Source organism: Aeromonas lacus (assembly GCF_000764665.1).
Lineage (GTDB): Bacteria > Pseudomonadota > Gammaproteobacteria > Enterobacterales > Aeromonadaceae > Aeromonas > Aeromonas lacus.
On sequence record NZ_JRGM01000129.1, the window covers coordinates 61,602 to 80,984 of the forward strand.

Annotated in this window: 17 protein-coding genes; 7 read left to right on the forward strand and 10 right to left on the reverse strand. The window is 62.0% G+C overall.

All coding sequences use genetic code 11. The annotated features are described in order from the left end of the window. Positions 1–22: 22 nt before the first annotated feature. Positions 23–874 carry a YjjW family glycine radical enzyme activase gene (locus LG31_RS0108355; RefSeq protein ID WP_033114088.1) on the forward strand — a complete coding sequence of 284 codons (852 nt, stop codon included), beginning with the start codon at positions 23–25 and terminating at the stop codon, positions 872–874. 129 nt (positions 875–1,003) lie between these two features. Next, positions 1,004–1,327: a DUF1820 family protein gene (locus LG31_RS0108360; protein WP_033114015.1), complete on the forward strand. Its 324-nt coding sequence runs from the start codon at positions 1,004–1,006 to the stop codon at positions 1,325–1,327. 17 nt (positions 1,328–1,344) lie between these two features. Here the strand turns inward: LG31_RS0108360 and LG31_RS0108365 are convergent, their stop codons facing one another. From LG31_RS0108365 to LG31_RS0108375, 3 genes are all read right to left on the reverse strand, one after another. After that, positions 1,345–2,277 carry a LysR family transcriptional regulator gene (locus tag LG31_RS0108365; RefSeq protein ID WP_033114016.1) on the reverse strand — a complete coding sequence of 311 codons (933 nt, stop codon included), beginning with the start codon at positions 2,275–2,277 and terminating at the stop codon, positions 1,345–1,347. A 60-nt stretch (positions 2,278–2,337) separates the two neighbouring features. After that, the gene (locus LG31_RS0108370; protein ID WP_033114017.1) at positions 2,338–3,534 is read right to left on the reverse strand and encodes an amino acid aminotransferase; all 1,197 of its coding nucleotides are present in this window, start codon (positions 3,532–3,534) and stop codon (positions 2,338–2,340) included. Positions 3,535–3,702: 168 nt separating this feature from the next. Next, positions 3,703–3,978 (reverse strand): metal/formaldehyde-sensitive transcriptional repressor, encoded by a 276-nt coding sequence (locus LG31_RS0108375; RefSeq protein WP_033114018.1) that lies wholly within the window; start codon positions 3,976–3,978, stop codon positions 3,703–3,705. A 71-nt stretch (positions 3,979–4,049) separates the two neighbouring features. On the opposite strand from LG31_RS0108375, the gene dmeF reads away from it, so the two are divergent. Beyond that, the gene (gene dmeF, locus LG31_RS0108380) at positions 4,050–5,009 is read left to right on the forward strand and encodes a CDF family Co(II)/Ni(II) efflux transporter DmeF (protein WP_033114019.1); all 960 of its coding nucleotides are present in this window, start codon (positions 4,050–4,052) and stop codon (positions 5,007–5,009) included. A 54-nt stretch (positions 5,010–5,063) separates the two neighbouring features. Here the strand turns inward: dmeF and LG31_RS0108385 are convergent, their stop codons facing one another. Further along, positions 5,064–5,477 carry a hypothetical protein gene (locus LG31_RS0108385; RefSeq protein WP_033114020.1) on the reverse strand — a complete coding sequence of 138 codons (414 nt, stop codon included), beginning with the start codon at positions 5,475–5,477 and terminating at the stop codon, positions 5,064–5,066. 265 nt (positions 5,478–5,742) lie between these two features. Here LG31_RS0108385 and pulA point away from each other — a divergent pair, with 265 nt between their 5' ends. Further along, positions 5,743–9,387: a pullulanase-type alpha-1,6-glucosidase gene (pulA, locus tag LG31_RS0108390; protein WP_238567509.1), complete on the forward strand. Its 3,645-nt coding sequence runs from the start codon at positions 5,743–5,745 to the stop codon at positions 9,385–9,387. A 201-nt stretch (positions 9,388–9,588) separates the two neighbouring features. Here the strand turns inward: pulA and LG31_RS0108395 are convergent, their stop codons facing one another. Then, the gene (locus LG31_RS0108395; protein ID WP_033114021.1) at positions 9,589–12,027 is read right to left on the reverse strand and encodes a zinc/cadmium/mercury/lead-transporting ATPase; all 2,439 of its coding nucleotides are present in this window, start codon (positions 12,025–12,027) and stop codon (positions 9,589–9,591) included. Between the two features lie 229 nt (positions 12,028–12,256). On the opposite strand from LG31_RS0108395, the gene tpx reads away from it, so the two are divergent. Beyond that, positions 12,257–12,757: a thiol peroxidase gene (tpx, locus tag LG31_RS0108400; protein ID WP_033114022.1), complete on the forward strand. Its 501-nt coding sequence runs from the start codon at positions 12,257–12,259 to the stop codon at positions 12,755–12,757. Positions 12,758–12,815: 58 nt separating this feature from the next. Here the strand turns inward: tpx and LG31_RS0108405 are convergent, their stop codons facing one another. Next, entirely contained in the window at positions 12,816–13,634 is an 819-nt protein-coding gene (locus tag LG31_RS0108405; RefSeq protein WP_033114023.1) for a type 2 periplasmic-binding domain-containing protein, read from the reverse strand. Between the two features lie 146 nt (positions 13,635–13,780). On the opposite strand from LG31_RS0108405, the gene LG31_RS0108410 reads away from it, so the two are divergent. Further along, entirely contained in the window at positions 13,781–15,001 is a 1,221-nt protein-coding gene (locus tag LG31_RS0108410) for a DEAD/DEAH box helicase (protein WP_033114024.1), read from the forward strand. A 2-nt stretch (positions 15,002–15,003) separates the two neighbouring features. Here LG31_RS0108410 and LG31_RS0108415 read toward each other — a convergent pair whose 3' ends face one another. The 3 genes from LG31_RS0108415 to LG31_RS0108425 all read right to left on the reverse strand — a co-directional run bounded on the left by LG31_RS0108415 (position 15,004) and on the right by LG31_RS0108425 (position 18,129). Beyond that, the gene (locus LG31_RS0108415; RefSeq protein ID WP_033114025.1) at positions 15,004–15,789 is read right to left on the reverse strand and encodes a DNA repair protein RecN; all 786 of its coding nucleotides are present in this window, start codon (positions 15,787–15,789) and stop codon (positions 15,004–15,006) included. Then, positions 15,786–17,102, reverse strand: a complete 1,317-nt coding sequence (locus tag LG31_RS0108420; RefSeq protein ID WP_033114026.1) for a sphingomyelin phosphodiesterase — start codon at positions 17,100–17,102, stop codon at positions 15,786–15,788. The genes LG31_RS0108415 and LG31_RS0108420 overlap by 4 nt, the downstream gene beginning before the upstream one ends. A 196-nt stretch (positions 17,103–17,298) precedes the next feature. Beyond that, complete coding sequence (locus LG31_RS0108425) at positions 17,299–18,129, reverse strand: CPBP family intramembrane glutamic endopeptidase (RefSeq protein ID WP_033114027.1); 831 nt, start codon at positions 18,127–18,129, stop codon at positions 17,299–17,301. A 119-nt stretch (positions 18,130–18,248) separates the two neighbouring features. Here LG31_RS0108425 and LG31_RS0108430 point away from each other — a divergent pair, with 119 nt between their 5' ends. After that, positions 18,249–18,989, forward strand: a complete 741-nt coding sequence (locus tag LG31_RS0108430; RefSeq protein WP_033114028.1) for a substrate-binding periplasmic protein — start codon at positions 18,249–18,251, stop codon at positions 18,987–18,989. A 60-nt stretch (positions 18,990–19,049) separates the two neighbouring features. Here LG31_RS0108430 and LG31_RS0108435 read toward each other — a convergent pair whose 3' ends face one another. Next, on the reverse strand, positions 19,050–19,346 hold the full coding sequence (locus tag LG31_RS0108435) for a hypothetical protein (protein WP_033114029.1): 297 nt from the start codon (positions 19,344–19,346) through the stop codon (positions 19,050–19,052). Positions 19,347–19,383: the final 37 nt, after the last annotated feature.

Genomic DNA, 19,383 nt, shown 5'->3' on the forward strand with positions numbered 1-19,383 from the left:
TCCGCTGGCGCGCAGCGCCCTGGTGAGCAGGGTGCTGCCTTTTTCCTGTGTTGACGGGCCGGGCAACCGGCTGGTCTTGTTTCTGCAAGGGTGCAACTTCAGCTGCCCCGGTTGTCACAATCCCCACACTATCGGGCTGTGCGACGATTGCGGCGACTGCCTTGCGGTCTGCCCGAGTGGCGCCCTCACCATGAGCGAGGGCAAGGTTAATTGGCAGGAGGCGCTCTGCACCGATTGCGATGCCTGTCTGGAGGCCTGCCCGCGCAGCGCCAATCCCAAAACCACTACCATGACGGTAGCCGAAGTGCTGGCCCTGCTGCGCCGCTACGGCCCGCTGCTGAGCGGCATTACTGTCTCGGGCGGTGAGGCGACCACCCGGCTTCCTTTCGTGGTGGCCCTGTTTCGCGCCATCAAGGAGGCGCCGGATCTGGCCCATCTCAGCTGTCTGCTCGACAGCAATGGCTCGCTCGCGGAGACAGGCTGGCGGCGGCTGCTGCCGCAGCTCGACGGTGCCATGATCGACCTCAAGGGGTGGCGTGACTCGGTACACCTCTCCCTGACCGGCTATGGCCGCGATCGGGTGCTGGCTTCGCTCAGGTTGCTGGCAAGTCACGGCAAGCTGGCCGAGTTGCGGCTGCTCCATGTGCCGGGCAGGAGCGATTTTCTGGACGCAGAGGGGAGGCTCGATCGCGGTCTTGCCGATTTTCTGGGCCAGCTCGGCGCTGTGCCGATCCGGCTCAACGGTTTTCGTCACCACGGGGTGAGGGGTGAGGCGACCCGCTGGCCCGAGGCCACTCGTGACGAGCTGGAACTGCTGGCAAGTCGTTTGCGTGAGGCCGAGCTGGGGCCAGTGACGCTGCCGCCGCTAATCTGATTTCGGAGTCATGCCACAATACGACAGGCAGCGCCGCCAAAGCGGACAACTGTGATTTCTGTCTATTGGAGGGGGCGAGGGGGACGGCTAGAATATCGGGCATCCTCTTCCCTGCAATGACAAAGAATCATGAGTGAAAGCAAGGCGTTATATCGGGTTCAGTTTATTTGCCACAGCGAGCGCTACGAAGTGTATGTACGCGAGGTGAATCAGGGCCAGCTGTTCGGTTTTATCGAGATCGCCGATTTTGTGTGGGACAACCACACGGCGCTTATCGTCGACCCCAGTCACGAGAAGCTCAAAAACGAATTTGCCGATGTCCGCCACACCATGATCCCCATGCATCAGGTGCTGCGCATCGATCAGGTGCAAAAGCAGGGGGCGGCCCGCATTACCGAGCTGGGCAACAATGTCTCCCACTTTCCCAGCCCCATCTATACCAAACGCCCCTGATGGCAGGGCCGCCCGGTTCAGGGCGGCGTCAACTCCCGACCCAGTTGCAGGATCCGCTGGCGGAACCAGTGACGAGCCGAACCATCGCCGGCCGGGCCATACCAGACCAGACTGTGGCTTACCTTGCCGTAATCGAACGGAACCGGCCTGATCACCAGATCCTGCTGGCTGGCCATGCGTGTCGCCCAGCCACCGATGGCGGTGAGGATGAGATCGCAGTGAGGTAGCAGGGCCGCGGCGCTGGCAAAATCGGGCAGGGTGGCGCCAATCTGGCGGCGTACCTGCTGCTGGGCCAGACTCTGCTCGAAGAAGGGGTTGGCCAGCTCGCTGTCGCGGATGGCGATGTGGCGCCAGCTCAGGTAAGCATCGAGATCCCATGGCTGTGCCAGCGCCGGATGATCCTTACGCAGCAGGCAGACCAGCTGCTCTTCCCGGAGTGTCTCCCACACCAGCCCTTGCTGGCGCGGCAACGGCTGGCTCTGATCGTGAGGCAGGATGACAAAGTCGAGCTTGCCCGCCGCCAGTGCCTCCAGCCCCTGTTCATCCTTGTTCCAAATTTCCGGCACCATGCCGGGCACCTCTCTCATCAGCTGCCCCAAAATCGGCCCCACCGGCCAGCTCATCACGCTCTCGCGCAATCCCAGCCGCAGGGTGCCTTGCCACTGCAAGGGGTCGAAGGCGTTCTGGCGAGTCAGTCCGCTCAGTTCGCTCAGCAGTCGGTGCAGGGTCGGGGCCAGCCGTTCGGCAAAGGGGGTGAGCAGCAACTGGTTGCCCTGGCGGTAGAGCAGCTGATCGCCGAGCTGCTCACGCAGCTGGTTGAGGGTCTTGCTGACGGTCGAGGGGGTGGTGCAGAGCCGTTCGGCGGTGCGGGTGACGCTTTGGTTGTCGAGCAGCAGGTGCAGGGTGACCAGATGGCGACCGCCCAATCTCGAGAGTGCGATCAGATCCATAAAGACTCCACAAGCGAATGAAACAGACAAAAAGCCCCGCCAAAGCGGGGCTGATGCGGATTAGCCCTTGAGCACCGCCGCCATGGCGTCAGCCACATAGTCGACGTTGCGACTGTTGAGGCCCGCCACGCACATGCGGCCGGAGCGCACCAGATAGACGGCGAACTCCTCGCGCAGGCGATCTACCTGCTCCGGGGTGAAGCCGGTGTAGCTGAACATGCCGCGCTGGTTGATGAAGTAGCTGAAATCGCGGCCCGGCACCTTGGCGCTCAGCACCTCGAACAGCTTCTGGCGCATCGCCTTGATGCGGGTGCGCATCTCGGTCACTTCATCGACCCACATGGCGTGCAGCTCGGGCTGGCTCATCACCGCCGCGGTGATCTGGCCACCGTGGGTGGGAGGGCTGGAGTAGTTGCGACGCACGGTGGCCTTCATCTGGCCCAGCACTCGGCTCGCCTCTTCGGCATCTTTGCAGATGACCGACAGGCCACCACAGCGCTCGCCGTAGAAGGAGAGGTTCTTGGAGAAGGAGTTGCTGACGAAGAAGCTGACACCGGCGGCCACCATGGCGCGGATGGCGTAGGCGTCCTCTTCCAGTCCATCACCGAAGCCCTGATAGGCGATGTCCATAAAGGGGATCAGGTTCTTCTCGACCACCAGCGCAATCACCCGATCCCACTGGGCGCGGGAGAGATCCACCCCGGTCGGGTTGTGGCAGCAGGGGTGCAGCAGCACGATGCTCTTGGCCGGCAGGGTGCTCAGGCAGTCGATCATCGCATCGAACTGCACGCCGCCGGTGGCCGCATCGTAGTAGGGGTAGTCGTGCACCTTGATGCCGGCGCCCTCGAACATCGCCTTGTGGTTGTCCCAGGTCGGATTGCTGACCCACACCTCGGAGGTCGGGAAGTAGCGCTTGAGCAGGTCTGCGCCAATCTTCAGCGCGCCTGAGCCGCCGATGGTCTGGATGGTGGCGATGCGACCCGCCTTGACCGCTTCATGGTCGGCACCAAACAGCAGGTGCTGCACCGCAGTGCGGTAGTTGGCTGCACCCTCCATCGGCTGGTAGGGGCGTGGCGCCGGGGCTGCAGCGCGCTGTGCTTCGGCCTGCTGCACCGACGGCAGCAGCGGAATACGCCCCTGCTCGTCGTAATAGAGGCCGATCCCCAGGTTCACCTTCTGCTCGCGGGTGTCTTTGTGGAAGGTCTCGACCAGGGTCAGGATGGGGTCGCCAGCATAGGCATCGACGTGTTCAAACATGGGGGGTCCTTGCGAAATGGAATCCAGAGTATGGCGATCAATGATCGGCGCTCATCATGGCGTAAAGCCGGCGAGGGCTCAAGTCAGAAAGGGGTAGGGCTGGCGGGCCGACACTGGTCTGCTGTAAACGGGATGATGCGGAGCTGCCCGCAGCCCCATTCTGAGGCCTTACTTCAGATAGGATCGCAAGACCCGCACTACCTGATCCAGATCCTCCAGCCGCTCGGCGTGGGTCGCCTCTTCGGCGCCCAGGTGTTCGCGCATGTGCCCCTCCAGCACCTCCAGCATCAGGCCGTTGACGGCGCCGCGGATGGCGGCGATCTGCTGCAAAATGGCTGCGCACTCGCTCTCCTGCTCCAGCGCACTTTCCAGCGCCCCGGCCTGTCCCTTGATGCGGCGCACCCGTGCCAGCAGCTTCTTCTTGTCGTGGATGGTGTGTGACATGCAGGATCCTTTCGATCAATAAAACTATACTAGGGTATAGTATATTGTATTGTCGTTCTCAGGAGAAATTCATGTCATCCCTCGCCTCATCCCACTGCCACCAACCCGTTGTGCACGAAGGCAATCCGCTGGCCGAACAGAAGACCCGCTGGGCCGTGCTGCTCACAGTCATCATGATGGTGGCGGAGATCGGCGGCGGCTGGTTCTACAACTCCATGGCGCTGTTGGCCGATGGCTGGCACATGAGCTCCCACGCACTGGCCCTCGGTCTCTCGGTATTGGCCTACCGCGCCGCCCGCCACTTTGCCCGTGACCACAGATTCAGCTTCGGCACCTGGAAGATCGAGGTGCTGGGTGGCTTTACCAGTGCTCTCTTGCTGGTGGGGGTGGCCGGCATGATGCTGTTCGAATCGGTGTTCCGGCTGCTGGATCCCAGCCCGATCCACTACCAGCAGGCTATCGCCATCGCCATCGTCGGCTTGCTGGTGAACCTTGCCTGTGCCTGGCTGCTTAAGGATGATCACGGTCACCACCATCATCACGGCCATGGGCATGGTCACCATGATGATCATCACGACCACGATCACTCGCACGATCATCACCACGGCCATCAGGATCTAAACCTGCGCGCCGCCTACATCCACGTGCTGGCAGATGCAGCCACCTCGGTGCTGGCGATTCTGGCGCTGGTGGGGGGCATGCTGTGGGGGGCCGACTGGCTCGATCCGCTGATGGGCATAGTGGGGGCCGGACTGGTCGCTGTATGGGCCTGGGGACTGCTGCGCGACTCCGGCCGGGTGTTGCTGGATGCCGAGATGGATGCCCCGCTGGTGGCGGAGATCCGCGAGGTGATTGCCGAACTGCCACAGACCGAGATCCGTGATCTCCACGTCTGGCGGGTAGGTCAGCAGCAGTATGCCTGCGTGCTCTCCCTGCTGATGATGGCGCCCCTGTCGGCCAATCAGATCCGCGAGCGGCTCGCCATCCATGAAGAGCTGGTACATGTCACCATCGAGATCGCTACCGAATAAAAGCAAACAGGGGGGCCTTGGCCCCCTGATTTCAGCACCGTTGGCTCTCTGATGTCAGTGCGGTTGCCCGGTGATCTCCTCCTGCGGCTTGTGTTGCCAGACCGCGCCCAGCAGCAGCTTGAGCAGCAGTTGCGGCGGGTTGTCGAGCAGTTTGCCTGACTCCAGCAGCAGCTGTCCGTCGGCACCAAAGCCAAGGCTTGCATCGACGGTGCCATCTTCGGCTACCACCTGGAGCAGACCATTGAGGGCACCGCGCTCGCCGGGCTGGCAGCGCAGCCGCAGTTCGCGGGGCTCTCCCAGCAGAGTAAATGCGCGGCTCAGGGGAGGTGAGTCCTCATAGTCGGGCCAGTTGAAGAAGTGATACTGCTCGGCCAGGGTGCCAGCCTGCTGGCAAAACTGGTCGAACAGCAGCCCGATCGCCTGGTACTCCAGATCCAGCCGTTGCGCCTGTTCCTCAATCCTTTTCATCACCTGCTCCTTCTCTATCCACTTGATCGAAAATTGCTTTTCCCGACCCAGTGACAACCGTTAGTCAGATATGAAGCCAAATTGCCGCGGGGTCTGTGAGCCGGATCCAAGTTTCCATCTGAAAACGTTATCTTGTTGAAAAAGTTTGGCTTTTCTGCCCGTCTGCTCACATTTGCAACGATTTTCGCTGATTAAGATGGCACCACCTGGCAATGACCGGGGGCTCGACTATCGAGACTAACTACACAGCGGGAATTATAAAAATATGGATATGAAAAAGACCAAAGTGGCGCTGGTAACAGCCTCACTGCTCGCGCTTTTGTCTGGCTGTCATGACAACACATCACCCTCCAACCCCAAGCCCCCGGCCGAGCCTGTCGCTCGCCTGCCCAAGATAGATCCCCCCAAAGAGCTGCTGATGGCCGGTAACAATCAGGCGGTGATCGCCCTGGTTGATACCCAGACCGTGGCAGCCAGAAGTGCCGAAGGGCCCTTTGCCAGCTACAGCCTTCATCTCTGGAACAACGAGGCCTGCTCTGCCACCGAGGCGAGCGGCCTGAACAGCGGTTGGGATGACAAGAGCAAGAGTCCCGCTGCGGCTGACAGCTTTGGCCCGGCCTGGGTGGTGCCGCTCAGCAAGCTGGAAGGGTGCATCAACTTTATCGCTCGCAACGGCGATCTGGCCAACCTGACCGGCAGCGACATGAAGGTGATCTTCAAGGATCATCCGGATCGCACCGTAGCCATTGTGGCGGGCAAGAAAGAGGTGTTTGGCAGCCGCGCCGACGCCTTCACCGCCGCGTTTGGCGTGGCAGGGGCCAGCGCTCATCTGATCGATGGCAACACCCTGATTTGGCAAGGGGGCAAGGACAAGCCCCATGTTCGCCTCTACTACGCAGCATCAGGGCAGATCACAGCGAATAACAAGGGGGTATTTGATTTCCCCTATATCAAACTGACTCCTACCACTCTGAGCGCCGAGCAGCATGCCAAATATCCGCACCTCAAGGATGCCGCTGCCTTTGCCCTGCCCAGCGGCAAGGATCTCAAGCCCCTGCTCAAGGGGGAGCTGGTGGCTATCGGTACCGATGCTGACGGCATTTTGCTGGGTGCAACTCTGGTACAGAGCGCTGGCGCCCTCGATGCCCTCTATGCGACCGAGGCAACCAAGCTCAGCTATGGTGCCGTGGTAGATGGCAACCGAGTTACCTTCCGTCTCTGGGCGCCGACCGCCAAGTCGGTCAAGCTGGCTCTCTACAATGCCAATCACAAGAAACGTCGCAAGGTGGCGATGACCTTTGACAGCGCCAGCGGCAGCTGGAGTTACGAAGGGTGCAGCGAGCTGATCGGCCAGTTCTACCGCTACGACATGGAGGTTTACCACCCGCTGAGCCGCAAGGTCGAGCACTATGAGGTGACCGACCCCTACTCCCTGAGTCTGGCGATGAACTCCGAGTTCAGTCAGGTGGTGGATCTCGATGATCCGGCCCTCAAGCCGGAAGGGTGGGACAGCCTGAAGGCACCCCACAGCCAGCAGAACCCCGCCGACATCACCATCTATGAAGCCCATGTCCGCGATCTGACCGGCAACGATGATTCCACCCCGTTGGAGCATCGCGGCAAGTTCCTCGGCCTGGCCGATACCGATACCGCACCGGTCAAACATCTGCAGGAGCTGGCCAAGAGTGGCGTCAGTCACTTGCACCTGCTGCCGGTGTTCGACATCGCTACTGTCAACGAGGATCCGGCCAAGGTGGCCAATATCGGCGATGACTTCAGCAAGCTCTGTCAGGTCAATCCGGATGTGAAAACATCCAGATTTGGTACTTACTGCGGCGGTGGCCAGACTGTCGGCCAGGTGTTGGATACGCTCAAGTCGGGCGACACCAGGGATAACCCGCAGGTGCAGGAGCTCTCCGGCTATCTGCGCGGCGTCGACTCCTTCAACTGGGGTTATGACCCCTATCACTACACCACGCCGGAAGGCTCCTACGCCACCAATGCCGAGGGCACCCAGCGCATCCTTGAGTTCCGCGAGATGGTCAAGGCCATCAAGCAGAACATCGGCATGAACGTGGTGATGGACGTGGTCTACAACCACACCAACGAATCCGGGCTCGGCCCCAAGTCGGTGCTCGACAAGATAGTGCCCTGGTACTATCAGCGCCTCAACCCGGAGACCGGCTCGGTGGAGAACTCCACCTGCTGCTCCAACACGGCGCCGGAACACGCCATGTTCGCCAAGCTGATGGATGATTCGCTGGTGACCTGGGCTCGCGACTACAAGATCGATGCCTTCCGCTTCGACCTGATGGGCCACCACCCGAAAGCTCAGATGGTGCAGGCGCTGGCCGCAGTGAAGAAGGTCAACCCGGATATGTACTTCTACGGCGAGGGGTGGAACTTCGGCGAAGTGCAGGATGACAAGCGCTTCGTGCAGGCGACCCAGAAGCATCTGGGCGGCACAGGCATCGGTTCCTTCTCCGACCGCTTGCGCGATGCGGTACGCGGCGGCAGTCCATTCGACGGCGGCGATACCATTCGCGAGACTCAGGGCTTTGGCAACGGTGCCTTTGTCTACCCCAATGAAGCGAGCAAGGTGACCAGGGATCAGGCGCTCCATCTGGCGGATCTGGTTCGTCTTGGCATGGCGGGCAACCTCAAGGATTTCGTCCTGACCGACAAGGACGGGGTGCCGAAGAAGGGCTCCGAGATCGACTACAACGGCCAGAGCGCCGGTTATGCCAAGGATCCGGGGGAGGTGCAGAACTATGTCGACAAGCACGACAACCAGACCCTGTTCGACAACCTGATCTACAAGGCGCCTGCCAGTGCCGATCTGGTGCGGATGCAGGGGGTATCGCTGGCTACCGCCATGCTGGGACAGGGTATTCCCTTCACCCACGCCGGTGTCGAGCTGTTGCGTTCCAAATCCATGGAACGGGACAGCTACGACTCGGGCGACTGGTACAACAAGGTTGACTACACCTTGGCTGATAGCAACTTTGACAAGGGGTTGCCGCGCAAAGACAAGGATGGCGACAACTACCCGCTGATCGAGAAGGTGCTGACGCTCAATGGCAAGCCAAACGGCACCGATATGGAGACCATGGTGAGCTTCTATCAGGAGCTGGCGGAGCTGCGCAAATCATCGCGTCTGCTGCGTCTGGGGAGTGGTGCCGAGGTGATCAAGCGGGTCGATTTCCGCAATACCGGCCCGGATCAGGTTCCCGGCCTGATCGTGATGACGGTGGATGACGGTGTCAATGCGGGGGCAGATCTGGATCCGGCTATCGACGGTCTGGTGGTCATGATCAACGCCACCAACCAGAGCCAAAGCATCGGCGACTTCCGTGATGGCAACGATCAGCCGATCGACCTGAGTGGTTTGCAACTGAGCTCAGCTCACCGCGCTGGCAACAGTATCGCCCGTGATGCCGCTGTCAGTGGCGGCACCCTGACGCTGGGGGCCTGGTCGGCCGCGGTGTTCGTCAAGCCGCAGTCCGGTGCGCAGGGGGCGGGTCTGCCGCTTGGCAAGAAAACTGACCTGAGCACGCTGCCACCGTTTGGCAACACGGGCATCTTTGTGCGTGGCTTCCTGGGTCAGTGGGATGTCGTCAACCAGATGAGCTTTGATGGCAACTACATGTACGGGCTGACCGTGCCGGTCACCGATGGCCAATTGGGCCAGACCACCCTGAAGATCGCCGATGCCAGCTGGAACATCGCCAACTACGGCAAGTGTGCGCCGAGCGATGTGCTGACCGTTTCAGCCCCTCTTACCCTGTGCAAAGGGGGGAGTGACGTCGGTATGACCCTGAGCAAGGCGGGTAACTACAAGTTTGTCTTTACCGCCATGGACAAGGAGAAGCCGACCCTGAGCGTCAGCGTGGCGGATGCAACACCCTAGGCAAACCCATTGAGCTCGGGGGATGGCTCGGCGTCCCCGGGTTGAATTCCACCTCGCCAAGGGTGGGATAATCCGAGAGAGTAAGCAAAGCGCGACTGCCGACCGGCAGGCGCGCTTTTTCTTTTACGAGGAGTCGTGAGAGGAAAAAGAAAAGCCGTCCCGGTTGGGGGACGGCTTTTGGCTGGGATGCTATCGGCTGGCTTAACGCTTGCGCAGCAGGCGCAGGGCGTTGGCGGTGACCAGCGCGGTGGCACCGGTATCGGCCAGCACCGCAATCCACAGGCCGGTGATGCCGAGCAGACTGGTGACCAGGAAGATGGCCTTCAGTCCCAGTGCCAGCGCGATATTCTGGTGAATATTGGCCAGCGCGGAGCGGGAGAGGCGGATCATGGCAGCGATACCGCCGAGCTGGTTGTGAGTCAGCGCCGCATCGGCTGTCTCCAGCGCCACGTCGGTGCCGCCACCCATGGCGATACCGATGCTGGCCCGCTTCATGGCCGGGGCATCGTTAATGCCATCACCGATCATCGCGACTTTCTGAGTGCTGGCGAGCTTGGCGATTTCATCGACCTTGCCCTCCGGCAACAGGCCGGCGCGCCATCCCATCCCCAGTTCACCGGCGATGGCCTCAGCGGCGCGGGGGTTGTCCCCGGTCAGCATGATGCTCTGCAGGCCGAGCCGGTTGAGCTCTTGCAGCGCCTCTGCCGCTTCCGGCCGGATCTGATCTCGCAGCGCCAGCAGGGCAACCGGCAGAGCCTGGTCGCTGCTGCTCTGGCAGAGCACGACCACCGTCTTGCCCTGTTGCTCCAGCATGGCGATCTGGGCGTGTTGGCTTTTGCTCAGCGTAGCGACGCGGCTCGGTGCCAGCAGTTGCCACAGCTCGCCGTTGATGCGCCCTTCAACACCCATGCCCGGCAGGGCGCGCAGATCGCGGGCTTCTACCTGTGCCAGCCCCTGCTCGTTGGCGGCGGCGACCACGGCGCGAGCCAGCGGGTGGTGGGAGCCCTGCTCGATGGCGGCAGCCAACGTCAGCAGTTCGCCATTGCTCTGACCATTGAGACTCACCAGCTCGGTCAGTTGCGGCTTGCCCAAGGTCAGAGTACCGGTCTTGTCAAACGCCACGGTATCGATATGGGCCAGTCGCTCCAGTGCGGCACCACCCTTGATCAGGGCCCCCTGTCGGGTTGCCGCCGCCAGTGCGGAGGTCACCGCTGCCGGGGTGGAGATGACCAGCGCGCAGGGGCAGCCGATCAGCAGCAGCGCCAGCCCACGATAAACCCACTCGTCCCAGCTCTGGCCGAACAGCAGCGGCGGCACCAGCACCACCAGCAGGGCGATCAGCATCATGGCCGGGGTATACCAGCGGCTGAAGCGGTCGATAAAGCGCTCGATAGGGGCGCGCTGACTCTCGGCTTCCTCAATGAGGTGCAGGATGCGGTCGATGGCGTTGTTGCCCGGTTCCGATACCACTTCAAGGCGTAACACCCGATCGGCAGCCAGACTACCGGCCGGCACCTTGTCACCCTGGCGGCGCTCCACCGGAATGGATTCACCGGTCAGGGCGCTCTCGTCAAACGCACCGAGGGCGTCGAGCAGGCGGGCATCGGCCGGGAGGCGGGCACCCGGAGCGATTTCGATGATGTCGCCGGGACGCAGCTCATCGGCGCCGACCTCTTCCCGCACTTCGCCCTCGGCAGTGGTACGGATGCGCAACGCCTTGTCAGGCACCAGCGCCATCAGGGCGGTGACCCCGGCACGGGCGCGGCCGGCGGCGTAGGCCTCCAGATGCTCACCCAGCATGAACAGCAGCAGCACCATGGCCGCTTCGGCGGTTTCGCCGAGGAATAGGGCACCCACGGCGGCGACCGTCATCAGGGTCTCGATGGCGAAGGGGGAGCCGCTCTTGGTCAGCGCCCACGCCTTGCGGGAGATGGGCCACAGCCCCCAGAGGGTGGCCAAGGTAAACAGCGGCTGACCGATGTCACCCGGCAGCAGGGCGGCAACCAGCATCAGGCCAGCCAGCGACAGGGGCTGCCAATATTTATTGAGAAAGTTGCCGAGCCGGGTCGGCTGCGGAGTGTGCTCGCGGCCAGCTGCCTGCTTGCCAGTGCTTTCCCCTTTGAGCTGGAAACCGGCGGCCAGTACGGCGGCGGTGACGGGATCGGGGGAGAGGCCGGGGGCCAGATCCACCACCAGCTTCTCGGTGGCAAACAGCACGCGCGCCTGCTGCACGCCGCTCACCCGGCTGACGGCGGTCTCGATCTTGCGGGCACAACTGGGGCAATCCATTCCCATGACTTGCCAGCTGTGGCGACTGTTGCCTTGCGCCGGTGCGGTCAGCGGCTCGACAGGAGCCTGTGCATCGTGGTCATGATGGTCATGGTCATGGTCATGGTCATGGGATGAATTGGCTGTGCAGCAGCTCCGGGAGTGCGCGCCGCCTAGGGGGGGCTCTTCATCTCCCGGTGAGTCGCACTTCTCGTGATCCTGATAATCATGAGAAGCGGCGCCGCCACAGCAGCTGACCGGCGCGGCATTGTCACAGCAGTGACTGTTATGCTGGTGCTCGACGGGGCTGGTCTTGCTGACAGCCTTGATGGGGGCCGCAGCATGCTGGGTGGAGCAGCAGGATTTGCTCATGGTGTGTTCCTCTTGGCTGGATCCCGCCCCTGCGGGATCCTGAATAACTGAATCGAGTGTAAACCTTGGTGTTATATCCAAGGTCAACCCCCTTTTTATCGCGTTGATGGATCGGCCGGGGAGCAGCCATTTTCCCGTTATATCCCTGTGGTTGGCGGGTGTTTGTGTACCTCGGGCACGCCTATACTGGGAAGCCTGATTTTTACAACACCAATAAAGGACATGACACATGAGCAACTCAGTCACTCTGCAAGGCAACCCGGTTTCCGTCGCTGGCCACTTCCCGCTTGCCGGTGAGCAGGCCAAGCCCTTCTCCCTAGTAGCCAAGGATCTCTCCGACCTGACCCTGGCGAGCTTCGCCGGTCAGCGCAAGATCCTGAATATCTTCCCGAGCGTCGATACCCCGACCTGCGCCACCTCGGTGCGCAAGTTCAACGAGCAGGCCAGTGCTCTGAACAACACCGTCGTGCTCTGCATCTCCGCCGACCTACCGTTCGCCCAGTCCCGCTTCTGCGGCGCCGAAGGGCTGGACAAGGTGGTGACCCTCTCCACCCTGCGTGGTGCCGCCTTCCTGCAGGATTACGGCGTAGCCTTCTCCTCCGGCCCGCTGGTAGGTCTGGCTGCCCGTGCCATCGTGGTGCTGGATGAAGAGAACAAGGTGCTGCACAGCGAGCTGGTTGGCGAAGTGGCCGACGAGCCGAACTACGCCGCCGCGCTGGCTGTGCTGTAAGAGACAGAACGTAAAAAATCCCGCCAAGGCGGGATTTTTTTATGGGGAGAGAGCCTGTTCAGGGCTTGGTGGTTAGCGATTCAGCCTTGGCGAGCGGAGATGGTTGCCAATCAACATAGGGTCGGTGGATTTTCTCGTAAATCTCGGCCAGTTTGCCGGAGGCGGCGAGTTGCTCGATGGAGCGACTTAAAAATTCGTCCATTTCATCTCCGTTTTCCCCTTTCTGGATGATGAAGACATCCTCGAAATCACCAAAGAATTCACGGTGAATATTGGTCAGTTTCAGATTTTTCAGCATGAGATCCGCCTCTTCCTGAGCCCAGACAAAGGCGTCGATGCGACCCCGAGAGAGCTTGCGCAATGACTGCTCGATACTCATCGAGCGCTGTACCGGGAAGGGCATATAGTCGGGCACGGCTTCGATCAGCAGGTCCCGTTTGGTGGGAACTATGCCATAAGCCATGTCAGTGGTGACCGGATTGGCGGTATTGCTGTAAATCACATGGGTCACCTTGCCAAAGCTGCGGGTGCTGAAGCGGTAGGGCAGCATGTCGACATCCTTGAGATTACGGATGGCGGGCAGGCCGAGATCGGCTTTGCCGGCGATCACCCCAACCATGGCCCGTGCGATGGGATAGATAGTGATCTTGATGGTCACATCGGGGTAGAGATCGTCGATGGCGTGCACCAGATCGACAAAAGGACCCGTCTTGTCGGCATTGATCAGCCCCGGTAACTCGCCAAGGTGGGCATTGATGATGCGAACCGGTTTGCCCTGAGCGGTGGTTGTGTCGCTCGCCGTGCTGTGGGAGAGGCCGAGGGTGACGCTGCCGGTCAGGGCGGCAGCCAGCAGCAGGAGGGGGATGTGTCTGATCATGGCTTCTCACTCTTTGCACAGGGTCAGGACAAGTGTAGCCATCCCCCTCTCCCTGCCGTGCCATAACGGATTGGGTTTTACTTATCTCTCCCTGCTCACTAGACTTCGCCTTCCCCTCTTCATTCAGCCGATATCTGCGTAACGCCATGACCTTTAACGAACTCGCCCTCGCCCCCGCTCTGCTGGCAGCCCTGCCAACCGACCTCAAGTGCCCGACCCGGGTGCAGCAACTGGCCATTCCTGCCGTGCTGGCGGGACGGGATCTGCTGGCGCTGGCCCGCACTGGCAGTGGCAAGACGCTGGCGTTCGGTCTGCCGCTGCTGCAGCGGCTGGATCCCGCCATGCCAGAGGTGCAGGGGGTGGTGCTGGTGCCGACCCGCGAGCTGGCCGCACAGGTGAGCGGTGCGCTGCAAGGTTTTGCCGATGGGCTGGGCGTGCGGCTGGTGACCCTGTGTGGCGGGGTGGCGCAGGAGTTGCAAAAGGCCGAGTTGGCACAGGGGCCGCAACTGCTGGTGGCGACGCCGGGGCGGTTGCGGGATCTGCTGGGTCAGCAACTGCTGACTTTGGCCGGGTTGCGCACCCTGATACTGGATGAGGCGGACCGGCTGCTGGAGATGGGCTTCTGGCCAGACATCCAGTGGTTGATGAATGGCATGCCGGTCGAGCGTCAGACCCTGCTCTTCTCTGCCACTCTGCCGGGCGAGCTCGAGGAGTTGGCGACCGGTCTGCTGAAGGATCCGGAGCGGGTGGAAGCGGATCCCCGCAACAGCGTGGCCGACGATATCGAGGAGCGGCTCTATCTGGTCAACAAGAGCAGCAAGGTGCCGGCGCTTATCAGCCTGCTCAAGGCTCACGAGTGGCCGCAGGTGCTGGTCTTTATCAGTGCGCGTGATGATGCCGACGGGGTTGCCAGAAAGCTGGCCAAGGCGGGCATTGCGGTGGCCGCCCTCCATGGCGAGAAGGAGCAGGCGGTACGCGAGCAGGCGCTCGGCGATTTCAAGGAGGGTCGGGTGCGGGTGCTGGTCGCCACCGACCTGATGGCGCGCGGCATCCATGTGGAGGCGCTGCCGGTGGTGATCAATCTGGATCTCCCCGCCAGCGCGCCTGTCTATGTGCACCGTATTGGCCGTACTGCCCGGGCCGGGCGCAGCGGGCTCGCCATCTCGCTCACCTGCCACGGTGAGGCCGAGACGCTGACTGCGATCCGCACCCTGACCGGCCGTGAGCTGCCGTTGGGTGAGCTGGCCGGATTCCCGGTCACCGACCAGCCTGCCAGCGGGGAGGGCAAGCGCCCGGCCCGCGACAAGCAGGCCAATCGCCGTACTCAGGCCAAGCGCAGCGTCAAGCAGTTCCAGGGCAAGCGCTGACCCTAGGGTTTTCCTTGCTCCCGGGCGAAGAAGTCACGGCGCCACTGGCTCAACACCTCCTCTTTGTGTTGTTGCCATAGCGCGGGATCCATCTGCTGTTGGCTGGCCGCCAGTTGCTGCTCCAGCGCGGCCAGCTCTTGCTGGTAGCGGCTGCGTTGATCCAGCTGCTGCTGGCGCGCCCCGGCAAACGCCAGCGTGGCGTCGGCCTGCTCTGTGGGCAGGAAGTGGCGGGCCAGGGTGGCCAGCTCCTCATCTCCCCACAGCTGACGAGCTTGCTGCAGGCGGGCATCCGGGTTGAACAGGTCCACTGCTAGGTCCGGATGATCCGCCGCCCACCGATCCTGCAAGCGGCTGAGGGCGTCCAGCCGTTCGGCCAGCGGCAACTGCTCGCTCTCTTGCGCCAGTTGATCCAGCGCCAGGGCATAGCGCCCCTGTAGCCGGATCAGGCTCTCCCCCTCGCTCAGCCACCCGGCCTCTGTTGCCTCCAGATTGCTCAAGCGCTGCGCCAGCGGCAACTCGCTGTCGCTGATCTCGCTGGCAAGCTGGCGGATCAGTTCATCCGGCATCGCCAGCCAACTGCTGGGCACTCCCTTGCTTTTGCCATCCATCCCCTCCGCGTGTGTCATGCGGGGAGGCGGGCTCCCCGGTGCTGCTGGCAACTGCGCATCGGCCAGAGAGGGGGTCGTCGGCCGTTCTGGCGATATGGAGGACGGCTCTTCCTGCCAGCCCAGATTCACCAGTAAAAGCGTCAGAATTGCCAGCGCCAGCAAGCCGTAGTGACGCTTCATCGGCTGATCTCTCCCTTGATCGGGAAGTGGTCTGAGAGGTTGCTGGCTGGCCAGAGGCTGCCATCACTGCTGCGGGGGATCCAGACGCTGTTGAGGTTGCGGCTGGTGCTGCCGTACTCCCGGCTCACCACCAGATAGTCCAGATACTCGACGTTGGCACCACCGGAGAGCGGGCCACCGGCATAGGGGTTGATCCTGGGATCGAAGGTGGCTTCGGTGTAGCCGCCGTAGGTGGGTTCATGGGCGTTCAGATTGGCCAGCATGCTGGCGTAGTCATCGGCAAACTTGCGTTTGTTGACGTTGAAGTCGCCGCCATAGATGACGGTGTCGCTGGCGGGGATCTTCAGGCTGGCAGCCAGCGCGCGGATCTGGCCGAACTGGATCTGGCGCAGCTTGCGCGCCTCGTCGGTGTCGAAGCTGGCGGTGTGGGTGGCGAACAGGTGCCACGCCTTGCCCCCCTTGATCACCTCTGCGTACATCACCCCCTTGTCGGCGAAGCAGTCGGTGCCGGTGCATTGGGGATAGACCAGCTGTGCCTCCCGCACTATGGGATAGCGGCTGACGATCACCACGCCGCCGTCGTGGACGTTGACCCCTGGCTTGTCGAGCACCTTGGTCTGGTAAGGGTACTCTTTTGCCAGTGCCTGTAAAAAGCCCTCGCGACGGCCATCGAATACCTCTTGTAGCAGCAGAGCGTCATAGCCCTTGAGATGCTCTGGCAGCAGAGCCAGCCGCTCACCGATGCTGGAGGCGATCACCGGCAGCGCCCAGATGTTGTAGCTGGCCACCTTGAGCCTGTTTTCTGCCGGTTCCGGCTGCTCCCGTTTTGGGGGGGGCGTGATCATATAGTGCAGATCGTCGTAGCGGCCGGTGAACTTGGCGGCAAAGGCCAGCTCTTGTGGTCCCGCAACGCGATGGATCTCCCGATCGTTTTGCCAGCCGGATGCGCTGGTCGGTGTCTCGCCACCGTGCTGCAAGGTGGTGTTCCACCAGGTTCCCTCCATCAGCTGGTTGAGGCGATAGACGTCGCCACTCGCTGTAGTCACGCGGGTTTCGAACAGATAGCTCTTGCCCGCCTTGACCCCCTCATAGCGATTGAAGCTGAGCACCATGGCACTCTCCCAGGGGCCCAGCTCGGTGCGGTGCTGAAGCCACTGACTGCCGGGTTGCAGCTGGCCGCTACCGCTTTGGCGGATGTCGATCTGGAGCGGTTCAGGACTGTTGTTGGTGAGATAGACATCGGTATCGGCCAGCACCAGTTGCGGGAACTGGCTGACCAGCAGCAGGGCGGCATAACTGAGGGTTTTCTGCATCACAGGATCCTTTTGGTTGCAGGGCAATGGAAAGTGACTGTTATGGCGAATGCAGAGGTCAGTTTGTTTACATTTTGGTTACAAGTAAATGAATTGGTTTTGTTTGGAGCTTTATGGAGGTGTAAAGCGAGCAAGGCAACACGCTTGAAGAGAGGGCGGTTCGAGAGAGGGCGCCCGTGTCGGGCGCCTGCAGGAGTTAGTGGTGGGCCAGCGGATAGGTGAAGAGCGCCAGATGCGCGAAGTTGAAGGCGAAGTGCACTGCGATGGCTACGCTGAGGCGGCCGCTTAGCTGGAAGGCCAGACCATAACAGCAGCCTGCAAGAGTAGCGAAGAGCGCCAGCAGGGGGCCACCGGGCAGGTGGATGGCGCCAAACAGCAGGGCACTGATCACAATGGCAAACCAGGGTTTACTGCGGCTTGCCAGCTCCTGCTGGATCGCGCCGCGAAACAGCACCTCTTCCGCCACACAGGTGAACAGCAGATTGTTGAGGGCAAACAGCCACCACCAGTGGGGCAGTCCCACCTCGGGGCGCAGAGCTCCCAGTTGCCACGCAATGCCGAACAGCGCCGCCAGCGGCAGGATCAGCAGAGCCAGCGGACGCCAGCGAATGACCCCTCCTTTACCAAACAGGGTCGGGAAGGCGAGCAGCAGGGCAAAGATCAGCAGCGGCTTGTCCAGATTGAGGTACATGTTGAACGGCACGCTGCCGGGGCCGGCGAGCACCTTGTCCAGCACCTTGAGATTGCTGAAACCCGGTATGAAGTGCAGGGTCAGCGCAATCGACCAGACAATCAGCACAACTCTGGCCGTGGTCGCCCAGCGGGGGGGCAGGGCGGGTGTGCGCCACGCCAACAGCAATCCCGCCAGCGTGATGATCAGCGCAGGCAGCGTGATGCGGCCAAGCCACAGGGCCAGCAGCAGAGAGAGGCCCAGCAGGCCAAATGCGGGAAGACGCTGGCGCAGCAGGGCAAACAGCACGGCCAGCGCCAGCGCGCCCCAGATAAGCGAATCGGGCAGGGGTAACATTGGATCTCCTTGGTCGAGGCAAACGGCAACCTTAACAAGGGGCCGCAGCGAGAACAACCGCGCAGCAGGTGGTCGGGCCCCTTCTCTATACTCATCACAGGGTGAAGGGAGAGTCGGTGATGAAGCACTATCTGTGGTTGTTCTGTTGTTGGTGCGCCTGGTTGCAGGCAGCCCCCGTGTTGCTGGCGACCGGGGAGTTTGCTCCCTACAGCGGCAAGGAGCTGGCGGATGGCGGGGAGAGCACCCGGCTGGTGACGGCGCTGCTGCGCCAGGCCGGCTATGACGAGGTGAAGGTGGATTATCTGCCCTGGAACCGGGGCTATGAGCTGACCCGCAATGGCCTGATGACGGCCACCTACCCCTACGCCTGGACGAGCGAGCGGGCCAAACTCTTCTACTACAGCGCCCCGCTCCATATTGATCACCTCTCCTGGTTCACCTATCAGGGCAGCGATGCGGTGCTCGATGGCAAGTGGCAGGGGCTGCGGGTCTGCATTCCGGCGGGCTGGAGCACCAGTCATGCCGACGAGGTGATCGCCCGCTTTTCACTGCAGCTGATCCGTCCCGCCACTCTGGCGCAGTGCCTGCAGATGGTGGCGCTCAAGCGGGTGGAGCTGATGCCGATGAACGATGCGGTCACCGCCGATGCCAGCATGCGGGTCTTTGGCGATCCCAACTATCTGCAGCCGCTCCCCTACTTTCGCCAGACCGATAGCTTCTATCTGATGGTCTCGCGCAAGGCACCCGATGGCCGAGAGCTGATCGATCGGTTCAACGAGGCGCTGGCGGCGAGTCGTGCCAGCGGTCATTACGACAAGCTGGTGCCAAGAAGCATGCCCCGCTCGCCTCGCTGCAAGTAAGGGGGTCAGAAACAACAAAGCCGGAGCAGTTGCTCCGGCTTTGTTCATTCAGGGGCGCGATTAGCGGCCTGATTCGGCGATGACGCGGGCGATGATATCGGCGCGCTGGTTGGCATCCAGCTCACCCAACGCGATCAGGCCGGCCTTGAAGATGACGTTCTTCGGCAGACTGACATCATCCAGGGTGGTGATTGCTTCAACGTGCATGCCGTTCAGACGGCTGGCATCGCGCGGGCTCAGGTTGACCTGAGTGTTCAGCACCTGCTTGCCTTTCTTCTTGGCGGGAGCAGCTGCTTTCTTGGTGGATTCCTGTTCTTCGTCTTCCGGCAGTTCGTCATCAAAATCGTAAATAGACATAGTCAATCCTGTTGGTTTGGATGGTCGACCGCAGTGG

What these genes read in the sequence shown, in the direction of transcription:
- LG31_RS0108360 (WP_033114015.1), top strand. Translation starts at nt 1,004, where the DNA reads ATGAGTGAAAGCAAGGCGTTATATCGGGTTCAGTTTATTTGCCACAGC.
- LG31_RS0108365 (WP_033114016.1), bottom strand. Translation starts at nt 2,277, where the DNA reads ATGGATCTGATCGCACTCTCGAGATTGGGCGGTCGCCATCTGGTCACC.
- LG31_RS0108370 (WP_033114017.1), bottom strand. Translation starts at nt 3,534, where the DNA reads ATGTTTGAACACGTCGATGCCTATGCTGGCGACCCCATCCTGACCCTG.
- LG31_RS0108375 (WP_033114018.1), bottom strand. Translation starts at nt 3,978, where the DNA reads ATGTCACACACCATCCACGACAAGAAGAAGCTGCTGGCACGGGTGCGC.
- dmeF (WP_033114019.1), top strand. Translation starts at nt 4,050, where the DNA reads ATGTCATCCCTCGCCTCATCCCACTGCCACCAACCCGTTGTGCACGAA.
- LG31_RS0108385 (WP_033114020.1), bottom strand. Translation starts at nt 5,477, where the DNA reads ATGAAAAGGATTGAGGAACAGGCGCAACGGCTGGATCTGGAGTACCAG.
- pulA (WP_238567509.1), top strand. Translation starts at nt 5,743, where the DNA reads ATGGATATGAAAAAGACCAAAGTGGCGCTGGTAACAGCCTCACTGCTC.
- LG31_RS0108395 (WP_033114021.1), bottom strand. Translation starts at nt 12,027, where the DNA reads ATGAGCAAATCCTGCTGCTCCACCCAGCATGCTGCGGCCCCCATCAAG.
- tpx (WP_033114022.1), top strand. Translation starts at nt 12,257, where the DNA reads ATGAGCAACTCAGTCACTCTGCAAGGCAACCCGGTTTCCGTCGCTGGC.
- LG31_RS0108405 (WP_033114023.1), bottom strand. Translation starts at nt 13,634, where the DNA reads ATGATCAGACACATCCCCCTCCTGCTGCTGGCTGCCGCCCTGACCGGC.
- LG31_RS0108410 (WP_033114024.1), top strand. Translation starts at nt 13,781, where the DNA reads ATGACCTTTAACGAACTCGCCCTCGCCCCCGCTCTGCTGGCAGCCCTG.
- LG31_RS0108415 (WP_033114025.1), bottom strand. Translation starts at nt 15,789, where the DNA reads ATGAAGCGTCACTACGGCTTGCTGGCGCTGGCAATTCTGACGCTTTTA.
- LG31_RS0108420 (WP_033114026.1), bottom strand. Translation starts at nt 17,102, where the DNA reads ATGCAGAAAACCCTCAGTTATGCCGCCCTGCTGCTGGTCAGCCAGTTC.
- LG31_RS0108425 (WP_033114027.1), bottom strand. Translation starts at nt 18,129, where the DNA reads ATGTTACCCCTGCCCGATTCGCTTATCTGGGGCGCGCTGGCGCTGGCC.
- LG31_RS0108430 (WP_033114028.1), top strand. Translation starts at nt 18,249, where the DNA reads ATGAAGCACTATCTGTGGTTGTTCTGTTGTTGGTGCGCCTGGTTGCAG.
- LG31_RS0108435 (WP_033114029.1), bottom strand. Translation starts at nt 19,346, where the DNA reads ATGTCTATTTACGATTTTGATGACGAACTGCCGGAAGACGAAGAACAG.